Here is a 14,007-nt window from a genome sequence, read left to right on the forward strand (position 1 = left end):
TTATGAGTTATTTTGGAGACATATATAAAGGAATAAAAACACTACTTGCCGGTATGAGTGTTACTGGTAAGGTTTTTTTAAATAATAAAAACAACACCATTACTCAGCAATATCCAGATAACCGTGAAACCTTAAAAATGTTTGATCGTTTTCGAGGGGAAGTAGTAATGCCTCACGATGAAAATAATGAACATAGTTGTACCGGTTGTCAGAAATGTGAAATTGCTTGTCCAAATGGTTCTATTGAAATTATTTGGGACAGACAAGTGGATCCTGAAACAGGGAAAAAGAAAAAAATGATAGACCAACATATTTACCATTTAGGTATGTGTACAATGTGTGGTTTATGTATTGAGGCTTGTCCAACGGATGCTATTTTATGGGCTCAGAATTATGAAAATTCAGTTTACGACAGATCAGCTTTAACTAAAGTTTTAAATCAACCAGGTTCTAAAATAATGCCTGGAGTAGAAGACTAAACGTATGGAAAGATATATATTTTACATTTTAGCAGCCATTATAATTGTTTCGGCAATTGCTTCTGTTACTAGCAAAAAAATGTTGCGCTCGGTTATTTATTTATTATTTACACTGTGCGGTATTGCAGGGATTTACTTTTTAATAGATTATAATTTTTTAGCTGCCATTCAATTAACGGTATATGCCGGTGGAATTATAGTTTTAATCATATTTTCTGTTGTTCTTATTCATCATATAGAGATGGAATTAGAGGTTGCAAAACTTTCCAAAAAAATAATTACAGGTTTAGCTTGTGCTATAGGACTTGGAGTATTTTTAACAACTATATATTCTCATCAATTTAACGTTGTTGAAAACTTTAATTCAACAACAACCGAACAAATAGGACTTAAATTATTGAGTTACGAAGCGGGTGGTTTTATTTTACCTTTTGAAGTAATTAGTATTTTGTTATTAGCTTCAATGATTGGTGCAATTGTAATTGCCAAAGGAAAAAAATTAACCGATAAAAACGAATCAAAATGATAGCCGGAATTAGCATTTACGAAATACTAACCGTTACCTCTATCCTATTTTTTATTGGTGTGTACGGTTTTTTAACCCGAAAAAATTTGATTTCAATATTAATGTCTATTGAATTAATATTAAATGCATCAATTATAAATTTTGTAGTCATCAACAAGTATTTATATCCAGACATGTTACAAGGAGTTGTTTTCTCCATTTTTATAATTGCTGTAGCCGCTGCAGAAACTGCTCTAGCCGTTGCAATTATTATTAACCTTTACAGACAAATTGCTTCTGTAGAAGTTAAGGACACTGAAATTATGAAGTATTAATAGTTAAGAAATATGGATATAACTTATACAATATTAATCCCACTAATTCCTCTAGCAGTATTTTTACTCTTAGGAATTTTTAGTCAAAAAATTAAACCAGCCGTTTCTGGGCTTATTGGTGTTGTAGGTTTATCAACCTCTACATTATTATCATTTTATACGGCTTACCAATACTTTTTTGTACACGGTAAAATAAATGGTGTTTACCAAGCAATTGTTCAAAAAACAACTTGGATGAACTTTACTGATAACCTACATATAGACATGGGTGTTTTAATTGACCCAATATCTGTAATGATGCTAATTGTAGTTTCAATAGTATCATTAATGGTGCATATTTATAGTATAGGCTATATGAAAGGTGATGATGGTTTTACACGATTTTTCTCTTTTTTATCGCTATTCTCATTTTCTATGTTTGGATTAGTTTTAGCAACAAATCTTTTCCAAATTTATATTTTTTGGGAGTTGGTAGGTGTTTCATCTTATTTATTAATTGGATATTATTACACCATACCATCAGCTGTTTCCGCAGGAAAAAAAGCATTTATTGTAACTCGTTTTGCAGATTTAGGTTTCTTAATTGGAATTTTAATTATTGGGTATTATACAGGAACATACGATTTTGAAACGCTGAACAACCCTGAAGGAGCTGCCATTTTAAATTGGACATCAACATCATTTATGGGATTGTCAGTTTTAACTTGGGCATTAATCTTAATATTTATTGGTGGTGCTGGAAAATCAGCTATGTTTCCTTTACATATTTGGTTACCCGACGCTATGGAAGGTCCAACACCAGTTTCCGCTTTAATCCACGCAGCAACAATGGTTGTGGCTGGGGTTTATTTAGTTGCTCGACTTTTTCCAATGTATTATTTTGTTGAAGATGGTTTTGCCCTAAACATTGTAGCTTACGTTGGTGGATTTTCTTCATTATTTGCCGCTATAATTGCAATCACTCAAACAGATATTAAACGTGTTTTAGCATTTTCAACAATGTCACAATTGGGATATATGATGATGGCTTTAGGAGTTTCTGGTTATAATGGTCACGAAGGAGTTGGTTATATGGCTTCTATGTTTCATTTGTTTACACACGCAATGTTTAAAGCTTTATTATTCTTAGGTGCAGGTTCTGTAATTCATGCCGTACATAGCAATTATTTAAAAGATATGGGAGGTTTACGAAAGTATATGCCTATTACCAATGCTACTTTTTTAATTGCCGCTTTAGCAATTTCTGGAGTATTTCCTTTATCGGGTTTTTGGAGTAAAGATGAAATTTTAGTTGCTGCCTTTGAACACAATATGTTATTATATGTTGTTGGTGTATTTGTAGCTGGTTTAACCGCGTTTTATATGTTTAGAATTTACTTTGGAATTTTCTGGGGAAAAGATACACAATACAAACACGCTCCGCATGAATCACCATTATCTATGACTATTCCTTTAATTGTATTGGCTTTGATAACCATTTTTTCAGGATTTATTCATTTTAGTGAATTTATAGCTCCTGATAGAATAGGTTTTGAGGCACATTTAAACTATCCTTTAGCTGCTATTGCCACTGCGGTAGGTTTAACAGGAATAGTACTATCATACATATTTTATAAAAAAGAAAACGACTTAGCAGATAAGTTTGCAAACGCATTTGGAGTGTTTTATAAATGGACTTACAATAAGTTTTATTTTGATGAGATTTATTTATTTGTAACCAAAAAAATAATATTTAACCTAATAGCGGCTCCTATTGCAAAATTCGACAAGAAAATTGTTGATGCAACTATGGAAGGTATAGGAAATAAAACTGTCGTTATTTCTAAAAGAATAAAAGGAATGCAATCTGGTAAAGTTCAAGATTATGCTTTCTCTTTTATTGCAGGAACTGTAATACTTGCAATCGTGTTTATTTACTTATGGACAAACTAACAAATTAATATGGATATTTTATCACTCTTTGTTGTAGTACCTGTACTAACAATAATTGCCTTGTTTTTTACAAAAGGGTTAAAACAGGCTCGCTTAGTTTCAATGGTTGGAAGTATATTTCAACTTGGGATGGCTATTAATTTAGTTTTTGCTTATTTTAAAGAACGAGCTATAAATGATAGCATCATGGTTTTTACAAAAAACTATGTTTGGTTTAAGCATTTTAATATTCACTACGCCACAGGTGTAGATGGTATTTCAGTTGCATTAATAACTTTAACTACCATTGTTGTGCTTGCTGGTGTATTTATATCATGGAAGATACCAGATTTACCTAAAGAATTTTTCATATCTCTTTTAGTATTAGCAACAGGTGTTTATGGATTCTTTATTTCAATAGACCTGTTTACCATGTTCTTGTTTTACGAAATAGCCGTAATACCAATGTATTTGTTAATAGGTATTTGGGGAAGTGGCCCAAAAGAATATTCAGCAATGAAATTAACCTTAATGTTAATGGGTGCTTCGGCTGTATTAATGGTTGGTATCTTTGGAATTTACTTCAACTCAAATGCAGATGGAGGTCCTTTAACTTTCAATATTTTAGAAATTGCTCAAGTAAATATTCCTTTTGAAGCTCAAAAATTATTTTTCCCATTAACTTTTATTGGCTTTGCAGTTCTTGGAGCTTTATTCCCTTTTCATACTTGGTCACCTGATGGTCACGCTTCAGCACCAACCGCAGTATCAATGTTACACGCAGGTGTATTAATGAAATTAGGAGGTTATGGTGTATTTAGAGTTGCTATGTTTTTATTACCTGCAGGAGCAGTTCATTGGTCTTGGTTCTTTATTATTTTAGCAGCAATAGGTGTTGTTTATGGTGCTTTTGGAGCAATTAGACAAACCGATTTAAAATATATAAATGCGTATGCATCTGTTAGTCACTTAGGGTTGGTTTTATTTGCTTTATTAACGCTAAATAAAATTGCTTGGAACGGAGCAATACTTCAATCATTATCACACGGATTGCTAACAGCCATGTTCTTTGCACTAATTGGAATGGTTTACGGAAGAACGCATACAAGAGATATTAAAAAATTAGGTGGATTGATGAAGGTATTACCTTTTATTGGAGCAATTTATGTTATTACTGGTTTAGCTTATTTAGGGTTACCCGGTTTTAGTGGTTTTGTAGCGGAGATGAATATTTTTGTGGGAGCTTTTGAAAACACAGATATATTTCATAGAGTTTTAACTGTTTTAGCTGTTTCATCTATAGTAATAACAGCTGTTTATATTCTTAGGTTGGTTGGTAAAATTATGATGGGACCATTAGTAAATGATGATTTTAAAGATTTACCAAAAGTAACTTGGTATGAAAAAACTGGAATATTATTGTTATTAATTCCTATTATAGGAATGGGAGTTGCGCCACTTTGGTTAAGTGATATGATTTTAGAGAGTATACAACCGTTTATTCAAGGAATATTATAATATTTAAAATAGATAACTAAATGAATTTTAGTAATTTTTTATTAATGAGACACGAAATTTTACTGTTAGCAATAACCCTATTGTTGTTGATAGGAGAAATTTTCATACATAAAAACAAGAAAGGAAGTCTTGTGCACTTGGCAATATTTTTATTTGGAATTCACACCGCTGTTGGATTTTTACAAATTGAAGAAAGCTCATTGTTTGGCGGAATGTTTAGAACTAACAATATGATTCATTTCTTTAAAAATGTATTGAATATTGGAGTTTTTATTCTACTTCTACAATCTGCTGATTGGCTACAAGAAAAAATTGTAAATCAGAATAGAGGAACAGAATTCTTTATTTTATTATTCTCATCGTTATTGGGAATGTATTTTATGATTTCTTCTGGTGATTTCTTAATGTTTTATATTGGTTTAGAATTATCTACACTTCCTGTTGCCGCTTTAGCTGCATTTGAAGTGTCTAAAAGAATTTCAAGTGAAGCAGGCATCAAATTAATTCTTTCAGCTGCATTAGCTTCCGGAGTATCGTTATTTGGTATTTCATTGTTATATGCAACGTCAGGCTCCATATTTTTTAGTGATATTATTGAAGTAATTTCATCTAATGATTTAACTATTTTAGGTTTTATACTATTCTTTACCGGATTGGCATTTAAAATATCATTAGTACCATTTCACTTTTGGACTGCCGATGTTTATGAAGGCGCACCCATTAGTGTTGCCTCCTATTTATCCGTTATTTCAAAAGGAGCAGCAGTATTTATTTTAATGATTTTAATGTTTACTATTTTTAAACCATTAATGCACGTTTGGGAAAATATGGTATATGTAATTGCTTTAACAACTATGTTTATTGGAAATTTATTTGCTTTACGTCAAAAAAACATGAAACGTTTTTTAGCTTTTTCATCAATTGCTCAAGCCGGTTTTATTTTGTTAGGTTTAATTACTGGTTCGCAATTAGGTGTGGCAACTATTGTATATTTTGTATTGATTTATATATTTTCTAATCTTGCTGCTTTTGGAGTTGTTCAGGCAATTTCACTTAAAACAGGAAAAGAAAATATGGATGATTATAATGGTTTGTATAGAACCAATCCAAAATTAAGTTTGGTGATGATGTTAGCTTTATTTTCTTTAGCTGGTATTCCACCAGTTGCCGGTTTCTTTGGTAAGTTTTTCTTATTTACTGCTGCTGCAAGTAAAGGTTATTACTTATTAGTATTTTTAGCTGTTGTAAACGTAACAATTTCATTGTATTACTATTTATTGGTAATTAGAGCAATGTTTATTAGAAAAAACGAAAACTCTATTCCGTTTTTCAATAATAAAATTTATATGAGATTGGGGCTTCTAATAAGCGTTATTGGAATTTTAGTGTTAGGATTATACAGCCCGCTGTATGATTATATTTATGAATTAAGCAGCGTTTTTAATTAAGAAATTATGGCATTAGCAGGAAAACATACCTTTGGAAGTATTGGAGATACTAGAGTTACTTTTGTTGAAAAAAAGATAGATGAAAATCGTAAAAACTTTTTAAAAGCATTATTAGAACACAATGGTTTAGAAGTTATAATTCAAGAGGAAAAAAGAAAAACGGAAGAAGAACCTCAACTGTATACAGTTGCAGTAACGGATATGGTTTTTAATCCAACTATCTGGGTTTTTGAACGCAAACTTAAAACATTGGACGGCAGAAAAGTAACGCAAGATTATTGGAACCAAAAAACGGATGACACTAATCCACATTATTGGAATTACGCCAATTAATTTACATCCTTTTTCGTTATGCTAAATTTAGTTGAACATCACAATCCAATTAAATTCTAAATATTCCCTAAAATATTATCCATAACCCAACTTGTATGCAAGGCTGTTTCACCTGTTGAAGGATGCGTAATGTTATTCAATAAACATTCTTTCATAGCTTTTACATGGAAATATTGAACCTGTTCTGGGTGCTCAATATTTAATTCATAAGTTTCATTTTCACTTATTAATTTTATTGGATTTTCTTCAAAAACAGAGAATTCTATTTGACCTTTTTCTCCATAAATTTCAACTTTATCTTCTTTTTTAAAAGTTCCAAAATTCCAACTTCCACTACCTGTAATATTATTCTTATGAATCCAACTTGCCGTAACGGCGTCTTTAGCCGTGTATAATTTTTGTTGATTTACACTTATTCCTTTAGCTTCTTTAATATTTCCTAAAAAATAAGTGAACAAATCTAAACTATGACTTGCCAAATCATCAAAATAACCTCCTGGAGCAATATTCTTATCGGTTCTCCAATTGTAATCTTTTGATAAATCAACTTCTTTTGGCGGAATATGAAGTTTACAATTTATATGTCTCACTTCACCAATAGCTCCAGAATCAAGCCATTTTTTTACTTGTTGAAACCTTGGCAAGGATCTTCTATAATAAGCTACAAATAATGGTAAATTCATTTTTTTAAAAGCTTCAACTATCTGTAAACTCTCTTTATAACTTGGTGACAAAGGTTTTTCAATACAACAAGGTTTACCAGCTTTAGCAACTTTTACAGCGTAATATTTATGACTATCTGGTGGAGTTGCAATATAAATTGCATCAACATCATTGTTATTTATAAGATCATCTGCATTTGAATAATACTTTGGAACATTATGTCTTTTCGCATAATCTTTAGCCTTGTTCTCATCACGCCTCATAACTGCTTCTAAAAAAAAACCTTCAATTTTATAATAAGCAGGACCACTTTTAATTTCAGTAACATTTCCACAACCTATAATTCCCCAGCGAATTTCTTTCAATGATTTTTCTGAACTATTCATATTTACCCTTATGTTAAAGTTATAAAAGATAAAAATACGAAGTTTCCAATTTTTGAAGCCATAATCTAAATATAAATCAGTCCTTTTTAAATAAATAAAAATTCATCTTCAACAATATAATCGTATAATATATGATCTATTATTTCTTGAGTTTCATTCGGAAAATCAAGCTCAACTCGATTATTACTCTGAATCCAATTTTCAATTTTTGAAAGGTGTTTTTTCTTTAATGATTTTAAAACAGGGACTCCTAATTCTTCCAAAGCAACCGCATTAAAATGTTGCTCATATTGATTTTTCATAGGAATTACCATCAATTTTTTCTTTAAATAAATGGCCTCAGAAGGAGTTTCAAAACCAGCTCCACATAAAACACCTTGACAAGAAGCCATGCTTTTTTCAAACTTTTTACTATTAATTGGTTTTACATAAACATTCTTTTTTTGATAATATTTAGTTGTTTTTTTTGAAAAAACCTTCCATTTTACATCCTTAATTTTAGATAAAACATCAATAATTTTCTCATCAGAATAAGCAGGTAAATAAACCGTATAATGATCTTTTTCTGTTCTCTTTATTTCTCTAATTGTATTTCTAATTATTGGCGAATAAACATTCTTATTATATTTTTTAAAATGAAACCCATATTTAAAATTACTATTCGCATAATTTTTAATAATAAATTTCCCAATAACATCTAGGCAACTCGGTTTTGGTACATTGTTGGAATATAAAGTAGCTTGGTGACTTAATGAAATACATTTAACGCCTCTTAATTTACAAGCCCAAGCAGTTATTGGTTCAAAATCATTAATCACCAAATCATATTCTTCTACAGGAGCTTTTAAAACCTCTGTTACCACTCTTAATAAATTAATTTCTTGAAGTGTTCTAACAAAATCTATACCTCCTCTTTTTCCAAAGTAAAAACTCAAACCTTTGTATACAAAAGTTATTTTTTGTTCTAATTTAACTTCAGCTTGATTTCCGCTTATTAAAATATCAACTTGAGCTCTATTTAATAATGCCGGAATTACTTCCTTTGCCCTGCTTAAATGCCCATTTCCCGTACCTTGTATTGCGTATAATATTTTCATAAACTCTTAAAATTAAAATCGGCTAACAATTCTCCAAAAATTTCTTTTGATGTTTTATCTAAAATATCATTATCAATAATATCAATTACATCATCCTTTCTATAGTCTCTCTCATCATACTTATAAAGTTTCCATTCTTTTTTTGAATATTCTAGCGATGTTAAATTTTCAACCCAATCTCCTGAATTTAAGTAAGTAACACTACCATTATTTGTTTTAATTTTTTTAATCGTTGGTTGATGTATATGACCACAAACCACATAATCATACTCATTATCTATTGCAATTTTCACAGCAGTATCTTCAAAATTATTAATAAATTTTACAGCTGATTTTACGCTATCTTTTATTTTTTTTGATAATGATATTTTTTCTTTGCCCATTAAAGAACTAAAATAATTAACCGCTTTATTTATAAGAATTAGAGTGTCATAACCAACAGCGCCTAATTTCGCTAACCATTTTGAATGTTGCATAGTTACATCAAAAACATCACCATGAAAGAACCAAGCTTTTTTACCGTTGAGCTCTAAAACTACTTTGTTTTTTATTGCTAAAGATCCTAACTGAAAACCTACAAATTTTCTCAACATTTCATCATGATTTCCAGTTATGTAATAAATTTCTTTGCCTTGTGAAACCCAACGAATTAAATACTTAATAACTTTCATATGTGATTTTGGCCAATAACGTTTACTAAATTGCCAAATATCTACAATATCACCATTAAGAATAACGGTTTTAGGGTTGATACTTTTTAAATACTTTAATAATTCTTTTGCGTGACAGCCATAAGTTCCCAAGTGAACATCGGAAATAACAACTACATCTAGTTTTCTTTTGCCTTTATTAAATTTCAAAATATTTATAAAATTATTAATATTAGCAATTAACAACAAAATTGTTGCTTATAAGTTTACAAACTATTATTTAAAAGTTATTAAATTACAATAGGCAATGATGAATATATCTAAATGTTAAGTTAATTCTTGGATGAACTATTCTTTTACTTTTAGGTACGCTATGCATCCAATTTTCTTGAGTTGCTCCTTTCATCGCAATTAAACTGCCAGCTTCTAAAAACAAATCTACTTTCTGTTTGGTTTTATTATGTTTTAAAGAAAATTTACGAGCTGAACCTAAACTTAACGAAGCAATTACTGGATTTTTACCAAGTTCTTTTTCATCATCTGAATGCCAACCTAATCCTTCATCTCCTTTGTGGTATAAATTTAACAAACAAGAATTAAACTTTTCACCTGTTTTTTCTTCAACCAATTTTTTTAGAACCAATAATTCTGGAGTCCATTTTAAGGCAGTTTTCTTTGTTCCAGAATAAGTATATTCAAAATTATCATCGCCAAACCAAGCTATTTTTCTAGAAGTTACAATGAGTTTTCCAAAAATAATTAGTTCGTCTTGTTTCCAAAAATCTGCAATTAAAAAATGGGCTAAATAGTGTTTGCATTCTTTTATACTTAATACTAAGCCATAATTTATCAACTCTCCATCAAAAGGCAACCTATTTTGAAGGCTATTTGTATTAAATAAATCCATCTTAATAATAATTTGAGGACCTATTTTTAAATTATTGTTTTACCAATATAAACAAGAATATTTCCTTTTTCTATTTTAAAGGATTCTTTTAATGATGAAATAATATGAATTACACCTTCATTGTCTTTTAAGAAAACAGGTATTGAATGTGATTCTTCATTAATTTTATTTAACAATTTTAAATAATGTTCAGGAGAAGACACTATTATTTCATTTATTAAAGGAAAATCACGTACTACTTCACTTAAATTTAAATAATCATCTTTATGAGAAAATAGTTTTTCATTTGGTTGAATATTACCTTCCTTAAGTTCATCGGTTGACACTAATCTAAAGGCTCCTTGCTCTCCAAAAATTGGTGTAAATTTCTCTATTGCATATTCATTTATTGATTCGCTTCCTGTTAAGGCTAATAAATACCCTATATCATTTAACTCAACATCTTCAAGTAATTCATCAGAATAAACATTTCCTTCAATTGCCTCTAAACCTAATGAAACTGCATTTTCAATATGTCTGCTATTACTATCAATTAGCACTACTCTTCTTCCATTTTTCTTCAAATAAGTAGCTAATAACCGAGCAAGTTTTGAAGCTCCAATCATGATAATACCATCTGAAGATTTTAAAAACACACCTGCAACCCTAGCAAATAAACGTGCTGTTGTTGCATTTAGTAATACAGTTCCTAGCACTATCATAAATACTAAAGGAGTAATATACTCAGCTCCTGGTTCCCCTTTCATTGCTAGCTTTAAACCAAATAACGAAGCAATCCCAGCTGCAACTATACCTCTTGGTCCCACCCAACTTATAAATAATTTTTCATTGAATTTTAGCCCTGACCCAGCGGTACTTAAAAATACAGACAGTGGTCTTAATATTAAAATCACGACTAAGAATAAGAAAAGCGTTTCCCATCTATAAAGCAACATCATATCTTCAATATTAATGTTTGCAGCCAACAGAATAAATAAAATTGAAATTAACAGTATGCTTAATGATTCTTTAAAGTATAAAATTTCTTTAAGTTCATCTACCTTTAAATTTCCAATTACCATCCCCATAACTACAACAGCAAGTAATCCTGATTCGTGTGCAAATAAATCTGACAATACAAAAACCATTAAAACTGCGGCAAGTGTTATTACGTTTAATAAATAATGAGGAATTAATTTAAATTTTAAGGAATAAAACAGTGCATAAGCAGATGTAAACCCTATTGATAGGCCTATAATAACAATCTTTCCAAATTCAATTAAAGCTTCTCCTGTATATTCATAACCCGCTTCAACGCTTATAAATTCATAAACCAATACAGCAACAAGTGCTCCTATTGGGTCTATTAAAATACCTTCCCATTTTAAAACTGCAGATACATCTTGTTTAAGAGGAATATTTCTTAATATAGGTGCTATTACAGTTGGACCAGTTACAATTATTAATGCTGAAAATAAAAATGAAATTGCCCAACTTAAATCAAAAATAAAATGAGCTGCAACTCCAGCACCTAAAAAAGTAATTAACGATCCCAATGAAATTAACTTTACTATCGCCGGACCAACATTAAGAATTTCATCTTTCTTAAGCGTTAAACCTCCTTCAAATAAAATAATACTAATTGCTAACGATACAAAGTTGAAAAGACGTTCTCCCGGAAATAATCCTTCGGTTCCGTTCCAAACAGGTTCAATCCATTTTGTTCCATCTTCTGAAATAAGCGTAGATATAGGGCCTACAAGCAATCCTATTAAGATTAATGGTAATATGGCTGGAATTTTAATTTTCCAAGCAAACCACTGAGCTAAAATCCCTAAAACAATTATTCCTGCTAATTCAACCATTCTTTATTTATTTAATGTCAATATAATTATATTTTACCACTTATTAAACGGATTTTTGGCTATAACAGAATTGTAATATTGTTTTTTTCCTGTTACTTCCTGGCCTAACCATTTTGGTTTTTCAAATTTAAAATCTTCTGAAGGTAATTCAATTTCAGCAACTACCAAACCTTTATTTTCACCAAAAAATTCATCCACTTCAAAAAACAAATTATTGTTAGTTGGAATAATATATCTATTTTTTTCAATAATTGAAGGTTCACATATTTTTAGTAAACTTTCAGCTTCAAGAACATCAATCTCTTTTTCCCATTCAAAACGAGTTGTTCCTGATGCATTTCCAATTCCTTTTACCGTTATAAAACCTTTTCCATTTTTAATACGAACTCGAACTGTTCGCTCTGGAACAGTTGATAAAAAACCTTGTGCTATTTTATAACTTTTAATGGAGACTTTTTTAAAATCTCCTTTAACTAAAAATTTTCGTTCAATTTCTTGATTCATTTAATACAGTTTACAAACATTAAAAATTTACTCAATTTCAATTACTTTTGAAGCTCTAAAAAAATTAGTTTACTTATAGTTAATCATTAAAAAATTAATATAATTATTCTCTTCAATGTTATCATAAAAAAAGAATGAAAACTAAAAGAAGACCACTGAATTAAATTCAATAGTCTTCTTTATTTTATATAAATCCGTTTAAAATTAAAGTTCTAATGCTTTTTTAGGATTGTTATCCATTAATATTTCAATAGGGTTTTCCAGAGCTTCTTTTACAGCAACTAAGAACCCAACAGATTCTTTTCCATCTATAATTCTATGATCATAAGATAAAGCAACATACATAATTGGTCTAATAAGCACTTCACCATTAATGGCTACCGGTCTTTCTACAATATTGTGCATTCCTAATATACCACTTTGAGGAGGGTTTATAATTGGTGTAGATAGCATAGATCCAAATACACCACCATTAGTGATTGTAAATGTTCCTCCAGTCATTTCATCAACTGTAATTTGACCATCTCTAGCTCTAATTGCTAATCTTTTAACTTCACTTTCAACACCTCTAAAAGATAAATTTTCTGCATTTCTAATTACAGGAACCATCAATCCCTTTGGACCAGAAACTGCAATTGAAATATCTTGAAAATCATGAGATATTTTATAATCTCCATCTAACATTGAATTAACATCAGGATACATTTTTAAAGCTCTTACAACAGCTAACGTGAAAAAACTCATAAACCCTAAACCAACTCCGTGTTTAGCTTTAAAATCCTCTTTAAAATCTTTACGTAAATCAAAAATAGGTTTCATATCTACTTCGTTAAAAGTAGTAAGCATTGCTGTTTCATTTTTTACAGAAACTAGGCGTTGAGCTACTTTTCTACGCAACATAGAAAGTTTTGATTTTTCAGAACCACGAGAACCTCCTGCAGGAGTACCCATACTAGGCACAGCCTTTACAGCATCGTTTTTTGTTACTCTACCATCTTTTCCTGTTCCAGAAATCTCAGAAGCGCTTATACCTTTTTCTTCTAAAATCTTTTTTGCAGCAGGTGAAGCACTTCCACTTGCATAGGTTGTTTTAGTTTCAGCTGGTTTTTCTTCAACTTTAGGAGTTGCAACTGTTAAAACTTCTTTCTCACCTGAACCTTCAGGTTTTTTAGCATCCATATCAATTAAACAAACAACAGCACCAACTTCAACAGCATCTCCTTCTTCTGCTTTAAAGGTAATAATACCACTTTCTTCAGCAGGTAACTCTAAAGTTGCTTTGTCTGAATCTACTTCAGCTATTGGTTGATCTTTTTCTACATAATCTCCATCTTCAACAAGCCAAGCAGCAATTTCTACTTCTGTAATTGATTCTCCCGGTGAGGGAACTTTCATTTCTAAAATCATTTTGTAAATATTTTAAAGTC

At 30.2% G+C, this 14,007-nt stretch carries 14 protein-coding genes; 7 read left to right on the forward strand and 7 right to left on the reverse strand.

Annotation, left to right across the window (positions count from 1 at the left end):
• The first annotated feature begins 2 nt into the window (after positions 1-2).
• Genes DAD81_RS14545 through DAD81_RS14575 form a run of 7 tightly spaced genes read left to right on the forward strand, consistent with a single transcriptional unit; the run spans position 3 to position 6,529 of the window.
• Positions 3-479 carry a 4Fe-4S binding protein gene (locus DAD81_RS14545; protein WP_111709007.1) on the forward strand — a complete coding sequence of 159 codons (477 nt, stop codon included), beginning with the start codon at positions 3-5 and terminating at the stop codon, positions 477-479.
• Between the two features lie 4 nt (positions 480-483).
• Positions 484-1,005, forward strand: coding sequence for an NADH-quinone oxidoreductase subunit J family protein (locus DAD81_RS14550; RefSeq protein ID WP_111709008.1), 522 nt, complete (start codon positions 484-486; stop codon positions 1,003-1,005).
• Positions 1,002-1,319, forward strand: a complete 318-nt coding sequence (gene nuoK / locus DAD81_RS14555; protein WP_111709009.1) for an NADH-quinone oxidoreductase subunit NuoK — start codon at positions 1,002-1,004, stop codon at positions 1,317-1,319. Before DAD81_RS14550 ends, nuoK begins: the two co-directional genes overlap by 4 nt.
• 12 nt (positions 1,320-1,331) lie before the next feature.
• Positions 1,332-3,251 (forward strand): NADH-quinone oxidoreductase subunit L, encoded by a 1,920-nt coding sequence (nuoL, locus tag DAD81_RS14560; RefSeq protein WP_111709010.1) that lies wholly within the window; start codon positions 1,332-1,334, stop codon positions 3,249-3,251.
• A 9-nt stretch (positions 3,252-3,260) separates the two neighbouring features.
• Positions 3,261-4,748 (forward strand): complex I subunit 4 family protein, encoded by a 1,488-nt coding sequence (locus DAD81_RS14565; protein ID WP_111709011.1) that lies wholly within the window; start codon positions 3,261-3,263, stop codon positions 4,746-4,748.
• Between the two features lie 20 nt (positions 4,749-4,768).
• A complete protein-coding gene (locus tag DAD81_RS14570; RefSeq protein ID WP_111709012.1) occupies positions 4,769-6,196 on the forward strand; it encodes an NADH-quinone oxidoreductase subunit N in 1,428 nt (475 codons plus the stop codon).
• 6 nt (positions 6,197-6,202) lie between these two features.
• The gene (locus DAD81_RS14575; protein WP_111709013.1) at positions 6,203-6,529 is read left to right on the forward strand and encodes a hypothetical protein; all 327 of its coding nucleotides are present in this window, start codon (positions 6,203-6,205) and stop codon (positions 6,527-6,529) included.
• Positions 6,530-6,585: 56 nt separating this feature from the next.
• Here the strand turns inward: DAD81_RS14575 and DAD81_RS14580 are convergent, their stop codons facing one another.
• The 7 genes from DAD81_RS14580 to odhB all read right to left on the reverse strand — a co-directional run bounded on the left by DAD81_RS14580 (position 6,586) and on the right by odhB (position 13,987).
• Complete coding sequence (locus tag DAD81_RS14580; protein ID WP_111709014.1) at positions 6,586-7,578, reverse strand: Gfo/Idh/MocA family protein; 993 nt, start codon at positions 7,576-7,578, stop codon at positions 6,586-6,588.
• Between the two features lie 86 nt (positions 7,579-7,664).
• Complete coding sequence (locus DAD81_RS14585; RefSeq protein WP_111709015.1) at positions 7,665-8,675, reverse strand: glycosyltransferase family protein; 1,011 nt, start codon at positions 8,673-8,675, stop codon at positions 7,665-7,667.
• On the reverse strand, positions 8,672-9,535 hold the full coding sequence (locus DAD81_RS14590) for a UDP-2,3-diacylglucosamine diphosphatase (RefSeq protein WP_394340169.1): 864 nt from the start codon (positions 9,533-9,535) through the stop codon (positions 8,672-8,674). The genes DAD81_RS14585 and DAD81_RS14590 overlap by 4 nt, the downstream gene beginning before the upstream one ends.
• 85 nt (positions 9,536-9,620) lie before the next feature.
• Positions 9,621-10,232 (reverse strand): alpha-ketoglutarate-dependent dioxygenase AlkB family protein, encoded by a 612-nt coding sequence (locus DAD81_RS14595; protein ID WP_111709016.1) that lies wholly within the window; start codon positions 10,230-10,232, stop codon positions 9,621-9,623.
• Positions 10,233-10,258: 26 nt separating this feature from the next.
• The gene (locus tag DAD81_RS14600) at positions 10,259-12,076 is read right to left on the reverse strand and encodes a cation:proton antiporter (protein ID WP_111709017.1); all 1,818 of its coding nucleotides are present in this window, start codon (positions 12,074-12,076) and stop codon (positions 10,259-10,261) included.
• 33 nt (positions 12,077-12,109) lie between these two features.
• A complete protein-coding gene (locus DAD81_RS14605) occupies positions 12,110-12,580 on the reverse strand; it encodes a CYTH domain-containing protein (protein ID WP_111709018.1) in 471 nt (156 codons plus the stop codon).
• Positions 12,581-12,784: 204 nt separating this feature from the next.
• Positions 12,785-13,987: a 2-oxoglutarate dehydrogenase complex dihydrolipoyllysine-residue succinyltransferase gene (gene odhB, locus DAD81_RS14610; RefSeq protein WP_111709019.1), complete on the reverse strand. Its 1,203-nt coding sequence runs from the start codon at positions 13,985-13,987 to the stop codon at positions 12,785-12,787.
• Between the last annotated feature and the right edge of the window lie 20 nt (positions 13,988-14,007).

It is taken from the genome of Lutibacter citreus, assembly GCF_003260195.1.
Classification (GTDB): Bacteria; Bacteroidota; Bacteroidia; order Flavobacteriales; family Flavobacteriaceae; genus Lutibacter; species Lutibacter citreus.

Coding starts and splice junctions, on each gene's coding strand:
- DAD81_RS14545 (WP_111709007.1), top strand. CDS start 3: ATGAGTTATTTTGGAGACATATATAAAGGAATAAAAACACTACTTGCC.
- DAD81_RS14550 (WP_111709008.1), top strand. CDS start 484: ATGGAAAGATATATATTTTACATTTTAGCAGCCATTATAATTGTTTCG.
- nuoK (WP_111709009.1), top strand. CDS start 1,002: ATGATAGCCGGAATTAGCATTTACGAAATACTAACCGTTACCTCTATC.
- nuoL (WP_111709010.1), top strand. CDS start 1,332: ATGGATATAACTTATACAATATTAATCCCACTAATTCCTCTAGCAGTA.
- DAD81_RS14565 (WP_111709011.1), top strand. CDS start 3,261: ATGGATATTTTATCACTCTTTGTTGTAGTACCTGTACTAACAATAATT.
- DAD81_RS14570 (WP_111709012.1), top strand. CDS start 4,769: ATGAATTTTAGTAATTTTTTATTAATGAGACACGAAATTTTACTGTTA.
- DAD81_RS14575 (WP_111709013.1), top strand. CDS start 6,203: ATGGCATTAGCAGGAAAACATACCTTTGGAAGTATTGGAGATACTAGA.
- DAD81_RS14580 (WP_111709014.1), bottom strand. CDS start 7,578: ATGAATAGTTCAGAAAAATCATTGAAAGAAATTCGCTGGGGAATTATA.
- DAD81_RS14585 (WP_111709015.1), bottom strand. CDS start 8,675: ATGAAAATATTATACGCAATACAAGGTACGGGAAATGGGCATTTAAGC.
- DAD81_RS14595 (WP_111709016.1), bottom strand. CDS start 10,232: ATGGATTTATTTAATACAAATAGCCTTCAAAATAGGTTGCCTTTTGAT.
- DAD81_RS14600 (WP_111709017.1), bottom strand. CDS start 12,076: ATGGTTGAATTAGCAGGAATAATTGTTTTAGGGATTTTAGCTCAGTGG.
- DAD81_RS14605 (WP_111709018.1), bottom strand. CDS start 12,580: ATGAATCAAGAAATTGAACGAAAATTTTTAGTTAAAGGAGATTTTAAA.
- odhB (WP_111709019.1), bottom strand. CDS start 13,987: ATGATTTTAGAAATGAAAGTTCCCTCACCGGGAGAATCAATTACAGAA.